Origin of the sequence: Cellvibrio sp. (assembly GCF_039207905.1) — a bacterium.
GTDB lineage: Bacteria > Pseudomonadota > Gammaproteobacteria > Pseudomonadales > Cellvibrionaceae > Cellvibrio.
The window spans coordinates 32,051-50,397 of the sequence record NZ_JBCECX010000023.1 but is presented as its reverse complement, the minus strand read 5'-3'; the positions used below and the strand labels follow the sequence as shown (position 1 = coordinate 50,397).

Sequence of the window (18,347 nt, the reverse complement as noted above, 5' to 3'; positions counted from 1 at the left end):
CCATCAGAGCAGGAACTATTTTGTATTTATGTGTAAATGGCAATCACATCATTTTTAGCAATTCCTTTAGATCACTCACATGGCGCCGACTAATCACCGGGCGCAATTCGGTATCGGCCAAGCGCACCTGATACTGCCCCTGCGGCGTACGCTCAAGCGCTTCGATATGTTTAACCGAGACCAGCGAATTGCGATGCACGCGCACAAAGCGCGCACCAAATTCTTCTTCCAATTCCTTTAAGGTTTCATCGAGCAAATGTTCGCCATTGCGATGAAAAACGGTAACGTATTTTTGATCAGCAAGAAAATAACGTACATCGTCGAGCGGGATTAATTCAACTCCACGGCGGGTTTTGGCGGTGATGTGCGTACGCTGGTTTTCCGCTTTGGTCTGCGTTGTTTTTTGCTCAGCTACTCGCAGTGCAGCATTTTGCTGCGCTGCGCCGCGCTGGATTTTATTGAGCTTTTGCGCCTTTTCCAGCACCTGCAATAACTGCTCGGCTTTTACCGGTTTTAATAAATAGCCCACCGCATTAGTGCCGAATGCATCCAGCGCGTATTGATCAAAGGCGGTGCAGAAAATAACGGCGGGCGCATCTTCCAGTTCGGCAACATCCTGCGCGAGGCTCAAACCATCGCGGCCGGGCATACGGATGTCGAGCAAGACAATATCCGGATCATGTTGAGTGATAGCAACCAATGCATCTTCCGCATTGTCCGCTTCGGCGATAACACAAAATCCTTCGATTTTTTCCACCATGCGCACCAGCCGTTGCCGCGCGAGGGATTCATCGTCAACAATTAAAATATCCATCGTTATTGTCTCAATTTGTTGATTTTATTCTGATCACACCGTTAAGGGACAAAAAATATAAGTGGTAAATACACCGTTCTCTGCACTGCTGGACAAACGCGCTGCCGTACCAAAATGCGCGGTGAGGCGGCGGCGAATGTTATCCAACGCTATGCGATTGTGACGCTGCGCCTGTTCACCATTGCGCTGATTTTTTTTCGCTAACAAATAGGGGTTGGTAATCACAATACTGAGTTGTTTATCGTTCTGCGACACCTTGACGGTAATCGTCCCGCCTTTGGGCAAAGGTTCGATGCCGTGAAAAATGGCGTTCTCCACCAACGGCTGCAACATTAAACTGGGAATTTTCAGCTGTGGATTATAGCTGCCGATTTGCCAGTCCAATTGCAACCGCCGCCCCAAACGCAAACATTCAATATCCAGGTAGTGTTTGCATAAACTCAACTCGCGCTCCAGCGGAATCAAGCTTGGCTCGGCAAGGCTCGCGCGAAATAATTCCGACAGGTCTTCCACCACTCGCTCAGCGGTGTTGGGATCGGTCGCAATTAAACTCGCAATCGAATTCATACTGTTAAATAAAAAATGCGGCCGGATACGCGATTGCAACGCCTGGATGCGCGATTGCATTTCCGCCTGCTGTTGGTTGCGCAATTGCTGCTGCAGATAAAGATAGCGCAGCAAAATGCCCGATAAAATCGCCGCGATCACCATATTGTTCAGCAGCAACCAACCATCAAAACTGAACTCCTGATCGCCCACAAATGCCAAGCCGCTGGCGCCATAAATAATCCACTGACCGGCGATACACAGGATCAAGGTAATCACCAATACCAACGCATAACTGACGCAACCGGCGCGCACATGGGATTGCCGCCCCAACCAAAAGCGCAGGCGGCAGAGTGCTATCGCGCTGAACACCACTATCCATTGCACCTGCACGGAGATCAGCGCGAGCTTGTCCCAATTAAAATGCTGCAAGCCGGAAGAAGCGCTGATGGTCAGCAACAACGCCAATAACTCCGCCACCAACACCAACAGGAATACCGACTGGCTGCTGCACAAATCCGGCAAAAATGGCGTAGCCGGCTCAACCGGCAGCGGGCGCGCGGCTTTTCCCTTAACACCTGCAGCGGCCTTGGGTGGGGCTGGAATGTTGGTCTCGTTATCTGGCGCTTTCATTGATACAGCAGCTTCCATTAGTAGGTCTTTTAAAGAGGCATTGAGCTATAATGCGCGGCCCCGGCACCCTGACTACCTTGGATGCCAAGGTGAATGGTAGCCTAAACGCACCCGTCGCCTCCTTCATTCTTTCAAGATTGTGGACACATGCTCATGAGCCAAAACGATCAGCCTATCAAACCCTGGGGCGGCCGCTTCAGTGAAGCCACCGACGCCTTCGTCGAACGTTTTACCGCCTCCATTGGTTTTGATTACCGCCTCTATCATCACGATATCAACGGCTCTATCGCCCACGCCACCATGCTCGCCAAAGTTGGCGTGCTAACCGAGGCCGAGCGCGACCAGATTATTACCGGTTTGGAAGAGATTCGTGCGGAAATCGTGGCCGGCAAATTTACCTGGTCAGTAAGCCTTGAAGATGTGCACATGAACATCGAAGCGCTGCTCACCCAGCGTATCGGCATCACCGGCAAAAAACTGCATACCGGACGCTCGCGCAACGATCAAGTTGCCACCGATATCCGCCTGTATTTGCGCGACGAAATCGATGCAATCGCCAAAGAGCTGACCCGCCTGCAACAAGGTTTGCTGCAAGTGGCTGAAGCCAACGCCGACACCATCATGCCCGGCTTCACCCATTTGCAAACCGCGCAGCCAGTGACCTTTGGTCATCACCTGCTCGCCTGGTTTGAAATGCTGCAGCGCGATTTCGGCCGCCTGCAAGATTGCCGCAAGCGCGTTAACCAATCACCGCTCGGCGCCGCTGCACTGGCAGGAACCACCTATCCGATTGATCGCGCCTATACCGCGCAATTGTTGGGTTTTGATGCACCGACCGAAAACTCGCTCGACTCCGTGAGCGATCGCGACTTCGCCATCGAATTCGCCGCTTTCGCCAGTATCCTGATGATGCACTTGTCGCGCGCGAGCGAAGAGCTCGTGCTCTGGACCTCATCGCAATTCAGCTTTATTGATTTGCCGGACCGCTTCTGCACCGGCTCGTCGATCATGCCGCAAAAGAAAAACCCGGACGTGCCTGAACTGGTGCGCGGTAAAACCGGTCGCGTTTACGGCCATCTGACTGCCTTGTTAACCCTGATGAAATCCCAGCCCTTGGCTTACAACAAGGACAATCAGGAAGATAAAGAGCCAGTATTCGATGCCATCGATACCGTAAAAGATTGCCTGCGCGCCTTCGCCGATATGGTGCCCGCCATCCAGCCACGCAAAGAGAAAATGTACGAAGCAGCCAAACGCGGCTTCTCTACCGCAACTGATCTGGCGGACTACCTTGTTCGTCGCGGCGTACCTTTCCGCGATGCGCACGAAATTGTCGGCAAATCAGTCGCCCACGGTGTACAAACCGGTAAAGACCTGTCCGAGATGAGCTTGGCCGAACTGCAACAATTCTCCACCGTCATCGAGCAAGACGTGTTTGCCGTATTGACGCTGGAAGGTTCAGTTGCCGCCCGTAACCACATCGGCGGCACCGCACCGGCGCAAGTGAAAGCGGCAGTTGCACGCGCGAAAGCGAGCCTCGAAAGCCGTAAGTAAGCGCAAGCCAGCAAACCTAAAAAGGCCGCATCCTGTTCTGGATGCGGCCTTTTTTATGCTCAGATTTCTGTTCATAGTTATATTCATACTTACGTTCATCGCCCACTGGCATCAAAATTCACATTTTTGCCCTTGTCGCTGGTATTTACATCGAAATCGACTAGCCTTTTAAGTTGGCAGTCCATTTTTATAAAGCCAAAAACCAAGGCATAACGCGGCGATGGGAAAAAAATCCTTGCATTCAGGAGAGTCTGAAGAAGCGCTGGCAGCTAAAATTCAGTTGCTGGAGGATGAACTCGCCTCATTGAAACAGGCCTTACACGCCAAACATGTGGTCAACCGCCTCCAGCGTTCGGCGCTGGGTGAGCAGTTCGATGACGAAGAGGCACCCACTCCCAAAAGCAGTTCCGCCAGCAAAGACCAGGATGGTCCACTGTTTGATGAAATTTGGGTGATGGAAACCCTGAAGTTTCTGGTCAAGCAGCAGCATGCTAAAAGCATCCGGCAAGTACTCACCCAAATCGGCACCCTCTTGGCTGTGCGAGAAATCGGCCTGTGGAATTGGGATACCAATGCCGCCACGACCAATTTGCTCAACCAATGGTGTGCGGCTGATCTTGCTGAAAATACCTGCCTATATCTGCAAGATGCGGAATGGCTCCAGTATTTGCTTAAGCCTGATTCCAGTTATTTTCGCCAGCTGCGCGATGCTCATACATTAACGCTCAGCGCCGCTGATCACGACATGGCCGATGCAACCAAGTCCCTGCGTGAGCACGCCATTTTCAACACATTAATTATTCCGCTGTGCGAGCAAAACCAACTGCGCGGTTTTATGACTTTGCACCGCAACAATCCGCGCACCTGGCACACGCAAGATATTAAAGCGCTCACCAGTTTGCTCGGTTGGCTGTTCCGCTTTATGCATCAGCACGAACAATTACGCGTGATGGGCGACCGCGACACACGCTACCAATACGCGATGGAAGCAACCAGCGACGGCTTGTGGGATTGGAATTTACAGAGCGGGAAAATTTATTTCAGCCGCAGTTATTTGCGCATGCTCGGCTACGATTACGAAGACCTGCCTGGCAACCTTGACACACTGCGCGATTATTTTGTTCACCCGGATGATGTGGACAATATGCTCAGCGAATATCAGGCGGCGATTGATAACAATCGCGAATCCCTGCAATTACAATTTCGCATGCTGCATCGCAACGGACAAACAATTTGGGTGCATTCCAAAGCGAAGTTTTTTGAGCCGGATCAGCATAGCCGTTGCACACGTTGCGTTGGTGTGAATACCGACATCACCGATTTTATGAGTTCGCGTGAAGAGTTGCTCAGTGCCAAAGCACAGGCCGATCTCGCCAACAAAACCAAAAGCGAATTTCTTGCGCGCATCAGCCACGAAATCCGCACACCGATGAATGCCATCATTGGTATCGGTTATTTAATGCATGACACCAAGCTGGATGAACAGCAACAAAGTTATCTCAGCAGCATTAACTCTGCCGCCGATTCACTCTTGCAAATCATCAACCAACTGCTCGACTTCTCCAAAATTGAAGCGGGCCGTGTGATCCTCGAATACGCGCATTTTGATCTCGACCAATTATTTGAAAAATTATCGCGCCTGTTTGAAATTAGTGCGCTGCATCGCGCAGTTAATATTGTGTACGACATCAAACCCGATGTTCCGCGCTTCCTGCGCGGCGATGCATCGCGCGTGAGCCAAATACTGGGGCATTTAATTAGCAATGCATTCCAGTACTCCAACACGGATCAAGTCGTGGTGCGTGTCGCTCGTCAAGGTCACAGCGCCAAACAAGTGATGTTGAAATTCACTGTTGAAGATACCGGCCTGGGCATGACTGCCGAAAAGCTCGCCCATATCAAAGAGCGATTGGTATTTAATAAACATACACCGGAAGCAGATAAAAATACCTACGGTCTGGGTATTTGCAGCCATCTTGTGCATTTGATGCAGGGCGAATTTACGATTGAATCGGCGCTCAACAAAGGTTGCAAAGTTACCTTCACTGCCTCTTTTGAACACAGCCATCTCGGCGAGAAAACACTGGTCAACCAACCGCGCGATTTAAATGCAATCCGCACGTTAATTGTGGATGACAACACCATTGCGCGTACTATTATCGCCAGTACCGCACGCAGCATTCATTTGCAAGTGGACGAAATTGACAATCCTATCAGCGCACTGGAACGCATCCGGCAAGCCGATAATTTAGGCCAGCCATATCATTTTGTGTTGCTCGACTATCGCATGCCTAACATGAATGGCCTGCAGTTGACGGGGCTGATCAAATCAGACCGCACATTAAAACAAAAGCCGCGTGTATTTTTAATTTCTGCCTATCATCGCGATGAAATTTCCAGCGCCGATCCTAATGCTATTCTAGTGGATGAATTTCTAAGCAAGCCTGTTAGTGAATCGCGGCTGTTTGATGCTATTAGCCAGGCCATCGGACGGGAACAATTACTGCAAGAACTGACTCCGGAAATTATTACGCCCGGCGATGTTCAGGAGCTGCTTGAAAACGCGCGAGTGCTAATTGCAGAAGACAATATCGTCAACCAACAAGTGATCCGTGGCATCCTCAAAAAGAAAAAAATTAGCACCGAAATTGCCGCCAACGGAATAGAAGCATTGAAATTATTGGAGAGCAGCAGCGAACCATTCGATGTTATTTTGATGGATTTGGAAATGCCGGAAATGGATGGCATTGAGGCAACACAGCGAATCCGTGCCGGACAATTACGCGCGAATAATCTGCAACAAAATATTCCGATTGTCGCGGTAACCGCACAGGCAATGCGTGGCGACCGCGAACGATGTCTCGCCGCCGGCATGAATGGCTACCTTTCAAAGCCAGTGAACCCGGAATTACTTTACAGCACCCTCGCCGATATTTTGCGCAAGAAAAAAGTGACTCAAGACAACTCCTGAAAACATCTATGTATTCACGTCCAATAGACATACACGATATCGATGAAGGCGTTGATCGAAAGCTGCTTAGTCAACTCAAACAACGATTTCTGGATTTAAACCAGGTGCGCCACGAGCGCACCTGCGCTGCGCTGCCTGAACGCCAACAGCAGTTTTTGCATTTGCTTCCGCTGTTATTCCACGTCAATCACCCTATGCTTCCGGGTTATGTTTCGCACAGCACGCCCGCGGGCCTTTACCAATATGAGCCAAATTCTGAAGAGCTGCGGCTGGCAAAAATTTTAGCGCGCAGCTTTCAATTTAATCGCGACCTGAATGAGAAATATCCGGCCATTGATGCCTTGTTTATTATGGGTAGCGTGGGAACAATTGCGCAAAGCGATTCCAGCGATCTCGATGTATGGGTATGCCACAGCATTCCTGAAGAGAATCCACTGTTATCCGAACTGGAACGAAAATGCCACCTGATCACGCAGTGGGCAGCACAAAATATTAATTTGGAAGCGCATTTTTTTTTGATGCGCAGTGATGAATTTTCTACGCAGCGCGTGCAATCGCTCAGCAGTGAAGCCAGTGGTTCTGCACAACACTATTTATTGCTGGATGAATTTTATCGCACGGCATTATGGATCGCCGGCAAAATTCCGCTCTGGTGGTTTATTCCCGCTTCACGGGAAGCAGATTATGCCGACTACCGCGAGCAATTATTAAGCAAACGTTTTTTGAAGCGCGACGACGTGATCGATTTTGGGGGGCTACCCGAAATCCCCGCCAACGAATTTATTGGTGCAGGCATTTGGCAACTCTACAAAGCCATTGAGTCGCCCTACAAATCTGTATTGAAATTGATGTTATTGGAAGTTTATGCCAGCAGCGAAATAACAAGCCCAATTGCCGAGCAGGATAATCAAGTCAGCGATAATATTGATGAACCACAGACTGAAAATATTTGCGTCAATAGCGAACCCTTAGCCCTCAGTTTAAAGCGCGCCATCTACGCACAAACACCGGATACAGATGCACTTGATCCTTATGTCATGGTCTATCGCCGTATCGAGCAATATTTACTAAAACACAATCAGCTGCAGCGCCTTGATTTGGTAAGGCGCTGCCTCTATTTCAAAGTAAACAAACCATTGTCACGCACCAGCCGGCAACCTAATAAATCCTGGCAACGAAAATTGCTGGAGCAATTGGTAAAAGAGTGGCAATGGTCGTCACATCAGTTGCATATGCTCGACAATCGCGCCTACTGGAAAGCCCCCCATGTCATTACCGAGCGTGCGCTTTTGGTGAATGAACTCAACCATAGCTATCGATTATTGAGCGAACTGAGCAGGACCCAACAAAAAGAAATTGCTATCAGCAGTGACGAACTTGCGGTACTCGGGCGAAAATTACATGCTGCATTTGAACGCAAGGCTGGAAAAATTGAATGGATCAACCCCGGAATTTCACGTGACATTAGTGAAGATGCACTGTGTTTTATCCGCGAGCAAAACGACCTGGGCGAAAGCTGGCAAGTGTTGCGTGGTAGCCAAAACGATTTAGCACTGCGCAACATTGAAGTGGAGCCCATTAAACGCGCGCGCGGACTAGTGGAATTATTGCTCTGGTGCCACGCAAACCAAATCATGGAGAGCCACACCAAAAACGATATTATCGGAAAACAATTTTTATTAAACGCTACGCAAAAACAACAGTTGATTCAAGCATTGCAGCAATGGCTTCCCGTCCCGCTTAACATTGAACATCACCAGTTTACGCGCCCCGCGGCTATAGAGCGTTTTTTAATTATCGTGAACACCGGTGTTGAGCCGCAGGCCGATTTGCATAAAAAAGGCATGCAGATGCTGAGCAGCCAACGCGACGCACTGGGTTACAGCGGCTTGCGCGAAAATTTGATGATCAGTGCTGACGTAATACAAATTAATTCCTGGGGTGAATTAGTTTGCCGGCACTACCCAAGCGACGCCCTAATCAATTGTTTATTACATTATTTCCGGTTATTCGCTCCAGGAAAACAATTTAGCTTGCCAGAATTAAGTGTTCGTTGCTTTAGCAGTGGGCAAGGTTCAAATATCGCCCAACGCTTAACCGAACTCTGGCGCGACCTGATAAGTTGTTACTACTCGGGCACGCGCCCACGCAGCAGCCGTTATATATTAGAGATGGGTGATGAATATTTGCTGTTGCAATTTTTGCAGCAGCAATTGCAAATCCAACGCTTTAAAAGTTACGAAAAACTACTCGAAAAATTGGCACAATCACAAGCTGATTTTAGCCCCATTGTAATTGACCGCTACGGCTTGCGCGATAAATCCCTGCGCATTATTGGCGAATACGTAAAGCAGCGCGGCATCTATCTATTTTATCAACTTGATGAATCCCAGGCACATATCACTATCATTGATGAAAAAGGTTCTATCTTTACCACACGCACTGAATATCACAACCAGCAAACTCTATTGCGCCCGCTGGTCAATTTTATTAACGCTGCGATGCAACGCCAATTGTTGGATGGTGACTACCAAGGTGTTTTACCTGACGCAAAAGATATTGTCATTTATGAAATAACCGGCAATGTAAAACAACAGCAGGGCACAGCTGAACGCCGACACTTACAAACTGATTTGAGCCAGCTGCACTTTATTAATATAAAAGCCATTGCTGAATTGGATAGCGAGCAGGAATTGCGCTTTACTATTTTTTGTAATGAACAAGAGTTCTCAACACTGGCATATGGAGATGAGCTTTTTAAAGCAGTCGCCAGCTACATCATCCGGCGCCGTCAGCGTGGTGAGCGCTATCCCTGCTATATCACCGACCTCGATCTCTCCCTGTGCCACGAAACCATTGCCCAACAAACAGGTGTACAGCTGGGGCATTACCTACACTTAAAATCAGAACTGGAAAAAAAACTTAACCTTGCACTAGCCGCCTTATAAAACCAGATGGTTTCCCCTCATATAAAGCTTATTAACTGACTATTAATTTTTGTTTAGCTACAGGTTATCAGCTGGCAACTCATGCATAATCGCCTCGCCTTTCCAATCGGCACTCTTATTATCAAACTAAAAAAATTATCAACCAAAACACAATCGAGGCATCCAATAATGAAAAACATCCTGACATTAATCGCAATAGCAACCTTGGCATTTAGCCAATGGGCAAACGCCGGTAGCAAACTGACGGGAACCTGGGAACTGGAATACGCCATTTATAAAAATGAAAAAGGCGAAGTCGTCGGTGAAATAAAAGACAAAACCACCCTCTCCCGTAAAGTCCTGTCGGAAAAACATTTTGCGTTTATCACCTGGGACAAAACAGGAAAGTTTATTGTAGCGGCATCCGGCACTTATACTTTTAAAGGTGAGGATTATAAAGAAACTGTTGATGTCACTTCAGAAGCGCGCCTGATGGGAAAAACCTATCACTTTAATGGTGTGGTAAAGCAAGACCTGTGGATTCATAAAGGCATGGAAGATGGGACGTTAATTGAAGAACATTGGCGTCGCGTGCAGTAACGAATCTTTATTGCCTGCCGATAAATGCATCGGCAGGCAAGCAAATAATATCTTTCTTAAATATTTTTAATTAAAAATGATAGACAGCTAGTCGACCAATTTAAAATCTGCGTTAGCCACTTCTTTTCCATTGACCTGAATTGCCACCTGATGCGCACCTGCATAATAGCGGCGGGTAGTGATCGGTTTAAACGAATAACTTTTTGCAATTACCACCGATTCATTCGCACCTAACATCATATTTTTTAACTTGAATACTTTGGGTGCTAATTTGCCATTGGCTTTCATAAAATAAACAACATAATCCACTACCAGATTCTGCGTTTGCTCACCTGCGGTAATCACACAAGAAAAACTGATCGCATCACCCATAGAGATACGTTTCTTATACAGTTTGATTTCACTCGCAGTTACCTCAGGTGTTGCTGCGTATCCCAACAGCGGAAACACACGCATATCGCCAGCTTTAACCAAGCTACGCAGCGCGTGTTTTACAATCCAGTCGGAATGTTGATGTGCGTCACCCAACCAATTCCCGCACAATTTAATCATCCAATCGGCATTATCCTTACTGATATCGTTCAGATTGTTTGCCACTGAACGGCGCACATACAAACTCTCATCCACTTTTAATTTTTCCAAAATAGCGGCGAGAGGTTCAGGATCTTTAATAAATTGCGGCAAGCGCATACCCCACGGCAGACGTGGGCGCGAACCTTCAGAGGCGAGCCTGCGCACATGCTCGGAGTCGTGCTCACACCACTCCAATAATTTTGCGTAGGTGATATCAGTGTGCTGCTGGATAAAAGGACGCACTGCAAATTCAGCACTGAATAGCGGTGTTAATTTTTCCAGCGTCTGTAGCGCTTCTTTAGGATGTTGCAAACCATGGGCAGCGATATAATCAATTAACGGCCAGGCGGCAAAACCGGCTTTGTTATCCGCCGCACTGCCCCTATCCCATACACTGGGAAGATCCTGCAGATATTTGCTGAGTTTTTTAAATGGCAAATCGTAGTGACGATGCAATACCGCAATCAAATGATGCACGCGCGCTTTTAATTCAAGTTCATCAAGCCCGCGCTCCGCATCTTTCTGAAACGCCCGCGCATTAAACCCCGGCACCACCAGCGCAATGCTACTGCCGATACGCTTGATCGCCTGCGGCCCCAAACCATCTTTCATTAACGGACTTTTATCGGCATCACTCATTAGCTAAATCCCAGTAGTAAAACCCCATCATAAAAAAAGCTGCTGACATATAATGTCAGCAGCTTTTTTAAACCGAATAAAACAAAAACCTAACTCATCGCTAACTGGATATTGAAGCAAGTGCCATGTTGTTCATCTGAGGTGACCGCCATTTGGCCTCGGTGATGTTCGGTGATGATGAAATAGGAGTAGGACAAACGCTGTTCTACCGGGCAAGTGGATTCGTGATTAGTGATGGCGAAGAAAGGTTGGAAAATATCCAACTGTTCAGTTGCACTTAAACATTTGCCGTTGTGTTCAATTTTAATCCACAGCGAATCGTAGAACTCACCAATTTCAATATTAATCCAGGGTTTGTTGTTATCGTCCCAGGTTTTGGAATTGAGCGCGTAGAAAGAGTTACGCATCAAACGAATAAATACTTGCTCAAGCTCAGTGGGGAAACACGGAATTTGCGGCAGAGGCGATGCGTAGTTGCGGCGGATATTAATATGTTTAAACGCGAGACTATCGGCATCGGTAAACAAATCTGTTGCCAGCGCTATACTGCGATCCATAATCGGCGGCACATCGGCGAGTTGTTTGGTATCGCGATGGCTGCTGGCGAGATCCAACAAGTTTTGTGCAATCGCCGTCGCCTGATGGGCACTTAAGCGAACCGTCTCAACTTCTTGCAATAAAAAATCTTTTACATCGCCAAGCTCTACTTCTGTGGATTCAATCTCCTGACGCGCATTGGTGACGCGCGACAAAATAGTTTGCATCGGCAAGCTGATATCGTAAGCCATAGCGGATGCGAGCTCGCCCATCGCGGAAACCTTATCGCGCTCGGCCAATTTATTTTCGGCGTTAACTTGTTTGGTCACATCGGAAATCAAAATTACCAGACCGGTATCTTTGTGCGATGTAAGGGGATAGAGAGTGATATCAAAACTGTATTGCCCGCGCTGCGCATGCTTCAAGGTGAGTGTTTCACCTTCTGCCAACACTGACTTCACTTGTTCCTGTGTAAGCGTGATAGCCGCGTAGGCATCCCATAAATTTTTGCCGATAACATCTTTAAATGGTCGACCAGTAATCTCTTCCGCCTTTTGGTTCCACTGGGTGATGTTCAATTGTTGGTCCAAACCGATCAGCATCACCGGCATGGAATTCACGATGCTGGCGATATAGGCCTCGCGCTCCTGTAATTGTCCAGTGGTCTCCTGCAGTACTGCAGTACGGTGCGCGACGCGATCTTCCAGCGTGGCTTTTATTTCTGTCAGGGCGCGGTTGGAGCGCATGGAGCGTAAATGGGCGCGAATCAAAAAAATCAGCACGATCAACAGGGTCAGGATCAACACACTGGCACTGGTATTGGCGACGTATTGCCATCTGGTACTGCCATCCTCTTCGCGAAACACGGCGAACATATCGGCGAAAGCACTCATACTCAGGGTAGCGAGTACGATTAATACCAAGGGTTTCTTCATGGATGGGGTCCCGGGAATGGTGAGGGTGCGGAGCGGGAGAGTCGCTCGTAGCGCTAGCGGTGAATTCTACAAGATGCGCCCGCGCGACAATAGCTCCTTGTATGCGCGATGGCCCATCAGCGGGATCACAAAGCTCGGGAGCTGGGCATCGACCGGACATTTCGACCACAAAAGCAGCAAAATGCTCCAGCAACAAGCAAATCGCTCCGATGCGGTGCGCTGTGTATCAACGATAGAAGGGGATTAAACAGGCCGGGAAACCAGAAAGTGGAAACTGCAGGCAGAAGAAGCAATCAGTAAAAGCCCAATCACTGGGCTTTTACTGCGGCAGACATTGGTCATCGCATCCTTATCGTTAGCAATCATTTCGTCCGGGCGCCCAATTATTCGGTCTTATTCGACGAGGAAAAATCCCTCGCGCCAGATTAGTTGAAATGTTTACTCTTGCATCATGCTGATCGTTATTGTTGTGATGGTTTTTTGCGCGGGCATCTATCCTCCCGGATTCACCCAAATATCCTGGCAAATTGCAAAAACCGCGAAACATATCCCACTGCAAATTGCATTGCACCGGGAAACGCTTCAGGCGCGCACGCCTTGAGTCAAAAACGGATGCGGCATTATTGGTCGTTATTGTTATGCATCAGGGATCAACGGCAGCTATTTTCCCGCTTAACCTGACCGCAGATGTGAATGCGGTTCACAGCCCGTTCGTTTAAGAAAATTATCAAACTGACAATAAAGTAGATGGATGCGCCAAGCGCAAAAAAAATGATCGGATTTTTTTACAGTTTTCTAACTGCAGGCGATAGGAATCAAATTCTGATTGATAACCTTGCAGCAGAATAGTTAGTGGCGGGTTTGCAATTTTTTAATGCATAGAAGGTAAATGCAAACTCACTCGCAAAAGCGAAAATGAGTTTGCATGCTGCAGATAATTAGCAGGCGATTGCGTGCGTGGTTTTGCGGGTCGCGTAGGAAGCGGGGGCGCTGATGGCGTAGCGATAACCTTTTGCGGTTTGCAATACAATATGCTTGTTGTACATCCAGACTTCGCTAATTTTTTCCCCATCCAAACGGAATAAAGCAGTAGCGGTAAATTCCAATTCACCACCGGAAGCAGGTAAGCCCATAAATTCTTCGTGGTGTTTTCCCTGAATCCGAAAACGAACCAGCACTTGCGAATCAGCAGCCAGCAATTGTTCAATCGTGAAAACTTGTGATTCAAATACGTCAGCCAGGTAATTGAAAAAACCCTGATATTCATCGCAGTTGCCGGGATTAAATTCAGGGAAGCCCCAACACTTGACCTCCGCTGCAACAAAATGGCCCAAACTTTTATCCTGGGTGATGTGCGCCGCGCGCAAAAACTCTTTTATCAAACGCTCATTGTTCCGATGTGTACACATATAAACTCCTTCCCTTGTGGGGATTTTTTTAATCTTCAGCCTGCTTGGGGTGAAGCAGGCTTTATTGTGAAACCTTCCCGCAGGGTAAGGTCAAGCACCGGCGAATTATGTCAGTAGCCTCGCAAAAAATTGTCACAATGTGTAACTGCCTGCTGGCATTTATCAATAGGGACTTTTTGTCGGGCGGACAATAATTTCACTGACATCAACATCGGCCGGTTGCTCTATCGCATAACAAACGGCGCGGGCGATGGCATCGGGCGTGAGCGCGATCTGGCGGAAGCTGTCCATGGCTGCGCGCGATGCAGGATCGGTAATGGAATTGGCCAATTCCGATTCCACCACACCGGGAGAAATAATCGTGACCCGAATATCGCCATCCAATTGCTCCTGCCGCAAACCTTCGGAGATAGCGCGTACCGCATATTTAGTCGCGCAGTAAACGGCAGCGGTTGGATAAACTGCGTGGCCGCCAATAGAAGAAATATTCACGAAGTGCCCAAAACCCTGACGTTTCATAATTGGCAACCCCGCCGCTATTCCAAACAGCACGCCCTTAATATTCACATCAATCATGCGCTCCCACTCATCGACTTTGAGTTCGGCCAAAGGTGATAGCGGCATAACACCAGCGTTGTTGACGATCACATCAACGCGGCCAAATTTTTCGCGCGCAAATTCCACCAGCGCTTGCACTTGCTCCTGCTGGCGCACATCGACTGCGCAATATTCGGCTACACCGCCTTGCGCACGTATGTCCGCCGCCAATGTTTCCAAGCGGTCTGTACGACGCGCACCTAAAACGACTTTTGCGCCCTGCGCCGCAAGAATACGCGCCGCTGTTTCACCAATGCCACTGCTGGCGCCGGTGATGATGACTACCTTCTGGTTAATTGCAGATTGATTCACTGACATAACAAAACCCTCGTAGCGATTTGGATGCCGAGCAAAGTGTCGGCGTGAAATCACTATAGGAGCACGGCCGCTCTGGTCGATAGTCAGTTACTCGCCAGTTATTGCCCAATAGTCCAAAGTCGTCCCGTTTTGGTATGGGCAAGAGAAGCAGTTGTGTAAACTCAAACCATCGACTTATCACCAGCTTTTGCCACCATGGCTACGAGGGCAACACGTGGATAACACTGCCAATAACCCGACTAACACCGGGGCGACTACTGCGCCCTTCCCCGGCTATTCGCTCGCAACACAACTGCAGGAACTGACCTGGCGGATTGAACAATTCACCAAGACCGATGGTTTTACCGAAACGCCGATCAAAGGGCTGCGACTGATCCGTGCCAAACAACCCAGCACAGCGACACACACGGTGTATGAGCCGTCGCTGTGTTTGATCGCGCAGGGAAACAAGCAGGCAGTGCTGGGCAATGAAATCTATACCTACAACCCAGCCCACTATTTAGTAGCGGCGGTGGATATTCCGGTCATAGGCCAGGTGCTGGATGCGACGCCGGAAAAACCCTACCTCTGCTTCAATTTGATCCTGTCGCCGCAGGATATTCAGGAGTCATTATTAGCGGGCAAAAAAGCAGGGGCGCCCGGATTTCCCGCCACCAGCTTAACGCCCAAGCGCGGGCTTTTTGTCAGCGAAGCCAAACCGCCATTGCTCGATGTGGCATTGCGTTTGATGCGCCTGCTGGAAACGCCAGAGGATATTCCGCTGCTCAGCCCACTGTTATTGCGCGAGATGATTTATCGCCTGCTGCAGGATGATCAGGGCGAAATTCTCGCGCAGGTTTCGCTGGTGGATAGCCATGCCCAGCAAATCAGCCGGGTGATCAATATCCTCAAACATAATTACCATCGCAATTTGCGTATTGAAGATCTCGCGCGCGAAGCCTGCATGAGTAGCTCATCGCTGCATACCCATTTCAAAACCATCACCAATATGACGCCGCTGCAGTACCAAAAACACCTGCGCCTGCAAGAAGCACGACGCCTGCTATTTGCCGAAAAGCTGGATGCAGCCACCGCCAGCCACAGGGTCGGCTATGAAAGCCCCTCGCAGTTCAGCCGCGAATACAACCGCCTGTTCGGTTTATCGCCACTGCGCGACATTGCCCGCTTGCGCTCCTCCGATGCATTTGCCAATCCCGGATAAGCAATCCCGGGCAGGCATCTGAGGTAAGTGACGCAGTTATCAACATCGACCTTCCATCACCCCGCTTTCTCCCGTCTGTGCTATTTCTGTAATAAGGCGCCACTACGGCACCTTATTTGCAGAAGTATTTGCACAAATATCTACAGATAATGCATTGATAAACCGGTACCAATCCGTATTTGATTATCCGCTCTACCCAGCATTCACCGGCTAGTCACAGAAAATGGTCGAATCGGCCAATAAAAACTGAGGCGCCGGGCTCAAAAGATCATGGAGATCGCCGAATGACGACCTGTCCCGCTAGTAAATATGTATCAGGGGATGCAGCAACAGCCATTGTTAACCACAGTGCGCCACGCCTTTTTTTGGCATTCGCCGAGCCGGTTTTTGTAAAAACCGCCCTTTTGCCATGTCGAAAAGTTATACGAATATCTATGCGACACTCTTTGATAGCGGGGTTGCGTGGTGAATAGTCTTTATATTGCACTGGCCGCACTGTTCGGGGTGATTGTTGTTATCGCCGCTGCTGTGCACATCAACCGCGTCAACCTGAAGTTGCGCAATATGGTTCGGTTGATGCGCCGCGCCGATGTCTGGCAGCGTGGCCATAACCATGTGCTGGCACAAATCGCAGCCGATGATCCGCTGGAAGAAGTACTGCTGGAAATTATTGTCGGCGTAGAACATATCCGCCCGGAAATGATTTGCAGCATTTCGCTGGTAGATCGCCACACCAATCGGCTCAAAATCGCCGCCGCGCCAAATTTACCAACCGCTTATAAAGACGCCGTAGATGGCCTGCCCGCTGACCAACCCATAGGTTCCTGCGGCACAGCAGTAGTGACCGGCAACCGGGTGATTGTGAGCGATATCCAGAAAGACCCAAGCTGGGTCGGGCTAAAAGAACTGGCGGCCAAAGCAGGGCTTGCCTCTGGCTGGTCAGAACCTATCGTCAACCGCCACGGCGAGGTACTGGGCACCTTCGGGATTTATCAGGGACAGATTTCCGAACCCACCGCCGACGACATACGCTTGATTGAAGAATCCGCCTACCTCGCGGAAATCGCGATTGAACGCAAACTCTCGCTTGAAGCGCTGCGCGCCAGTGAAGAGCGCCATCGCCTGCTGGCCGATAACGCGCAAGACGTGATCTGGATTATGGATCTCGACGGGCGCTTCACTTATGTCAGTCCCTCGGTTGAAAAATTACGTGGTTACAACGCCGCAGAGGCCATGCAACAAACCCTGCAGGAAACCTTTACGCCGGAATCGGTGATTAAAGTGCAAGAGGCGGTTGGCCGCACGCTCGCGGCCGTGCAAGCCAACGAACCATTTCCCGACTTCGTGGCCGAGCTGGATCACCTGCGCAAAGATGGCTCGACCGTGTGCGCCGAAACCAGAACCTCGGGCATTTATGATGCAGAAGGAAAATTTGTCGGCATAGTCGGGGTGAGCCGCGATGTTACCGAGCGCAAAAAGAGTGAAGAAAAAATTCGCTATATGGCGCAACACGATAGCCTGACCGGATTACCCAATCGCGCCTTGTTTGCGGATCGTCTACAACAGGCATTGAGTTACTGCAAACGCCACCAGCGTGTGCTCGCGGTAATGCTACTCGACCTGGACAAATTCAAACCGGTCAACGACCGCTACGGCCACGCACTGGGCGACGAATTATTAAAGCAAGTCGCGCAACGACTGCTCGCCTGCGTGCGCACTTCGGACACAGTGGCGCGCATCGGCGGCGATGAGTTTGTGATTCTCCTGCATCAAATGGATGATATTCATCACGCAAAAATTGTGAGCGAAAAAATCCAACACGCGCTCGCAGAAATATTTTTAATTGAAGAATACCCAATTCAGATCGGCTGCAGTATTGGTACGGCGTTTTATCCGCAAGATGGTGTTGATCCGCTTGAACTGACTAAAATTGCCGACCAGAAAATGTATAACCACAAACGCCAAACTACCGCGGCAATTCGTTGAACCTACCAAAAAAAGGGCAACCCATCGGGTTGCCCGTTAAGCCGACTCATGAAGCAGTCGAAGAAGAAGGAGTAAAGCTAAAACCGCAAACCTGATTTCAGTTGCAA

At 49.1% G+C, this 18,347-nt stretch carries 12 protein-coding genes; 6 read left to right on the top strand and 6 right to left on the bottom strand.

Going from position 1 to position 18,347, the window contains the following annotated elements:
- Positions 1–43: 43 nt before the first annotated feature.
- Both AAGC78_RS14575 and AAGC78_RS14570 read right to left on the bottom strand, forming a co-directional pair.
- Positions 44–814: a LytR/AlgR family response regulator transcription factor gene (locus AAGC78_RS14575; protein WP_435784825.1), complete on the bottom strand. Its 771-nt coding sequence runs from the start codon at positions 812–814 to the stop codon at positions 44–46.
- Positions 815–847: 33 nt separating this feature from the next.
- Complete coding sequence (locus tag AAGC78_RS14570; RefSeq protein ID WP_435784824.1) at positions 848–2,011, bottom strand: sensor histidine kinase; 1,164 nt, start codon at positions 2,009–2,011, stop codon at positions 848–850.
- 135 nt (positions 2,012–2,146) lie between these two features.
- On the opposite strand from AAGC78_RS14570, the gene argH reads away from it, so the two are divergent.
- The 4 genes from argH to AAGC78_RS14550 all read left to right on the top strand — a co-directional run bounded on the left by argH (position 2,147) and on the right by AAGC78_RS14550 (position 10,045).
- The gene (gene argH, locus AAGC78_RS14565) at positions 2,147–3,547 is read left to right on the top strand and encodes an argininosuccinate lyase (RefSeq protein WP_435784823.1); all 1,401 of its coding nucleotides are present in this window, start codon (positions 2,147–2,149) and stop codon (positions 3,545–3,547) included.
- Positions 3,548–3,767: 220 nt separating this feature from the next.
- Positions 3,768–6,518, top strand: coding sequence for a response regulator (locus AAGC78_RS14560; RefSeq protein WP_435784822.1), 2,751 nt, complete (start codon positions 3,768–3,770; stop codon positions 6,516–6,518).
- Between the two features lie 8 nt (positions 6,519–6,526).
- Positions 6,527–9,466, top strand: coding sequence for a class I adenylate cyclase (locus AAGC78_RS14555; RefSeq protein WP_435784821.1), 2,940 nt, complete (start codon positions 6,527–6,529; stop codon positions 9,464–9,466).
- 168 nt (positions 9,467–9,634) lie between these two features.
- A complete protein-coding gene (locus AAGC78_RS14550) occupies positions 9,635–10,045 on the top strand; it encodes a hypothetical protein (protein ID WP_435784820.1) in 411 nt (136 codons plus the stop codon).
- An 87-nt stretch (positions 10,046–10,132) separates the two neighbouring features.
- Here AAGC78_RS14550 and AAGC78_RS14545 read toward each other — a convergent pair whose 3' ends face one another.
- From AAGC78_RS14545 to AAGC78_RS14530, 4 genes are all read right to left on the bottom strand, one after another.
- Positions 10,133–11,257, bottom strand: a complete 1,125-nt coding sequence (locus tag AAGC78_RS14545; RefSeq protein WP_435784819.1) for a hypothetical protein — start codon at positions 11,255–11,257, stop codon at positions 10,133–10,135.
- A gap of 89 nt (positions 11,258–11,346) precedes the next feature.
- Positions 11,347–12,729 carry a PAS domain S-box protein gene (locus AAGC78_RS14540; protein WP_435784818.1) on the bottom strand — a complete coding sequence of 461 codons (1,383 nt, stop codon included), beginning with the start codon at positions 12,727–12,729 and terminating at the stop codon, positions 11,347–11,349.
- Positions 12,730–13,667: 938 nt separating this feature from the next.
- On the bottom strand, positions 13,668–14,138 hold the full coding sequence (locus AAGC78_RS14535) for an ester cyclase (RefSeq protein ID WP_435784817.1): 471 nt from the start codon (positions 14,136–14,138) through the stop codon (positions 13,668–13,670).
- A 162-nt stretch (positions 14,139–14,300) separates the two neighbouring features.
- Complete coding sequence (locus AAGC78_RS14530; protein ID WP_435784816.1) at positions 14,301–15,053, bottom strand: SDR family oxidoreductase; 753 nt, start codon at positions 15,051–15,053, stop codon at positions 14,301–14,303.
- A 214-nt stretch (positions 15,054–15,267) separates the two neighbouring features.
- Between AAGC78_RS14530 and AAGC78_RS14525 the strand changes: the two genes are divergently transcribed.
- Positions 15,268–16,254, top strand: a complete 987-nt coding sequence (locus tag AAGC78_RS14525) for an AraC family transcriptional regulator (protein WP_435784815.1) — start codon at positions 15,268–15,270, stop codon at positions 16,252–16,254.
- A 465-nt stretch (positions 16,255–16,719) separates the two neighbouring features.
- Entirely contained in the window at positions 16,720–18,240 is a 1,521-nt protein-coding gene (locus AAGC78_RS14520; protein ID WP_435784814.1) for a diguanylate cyclase domain-containing protein, read from the top strand.
- The last annotated feature ends 107 nt before the right edge of the window (positions 18,241–18,347 follow it).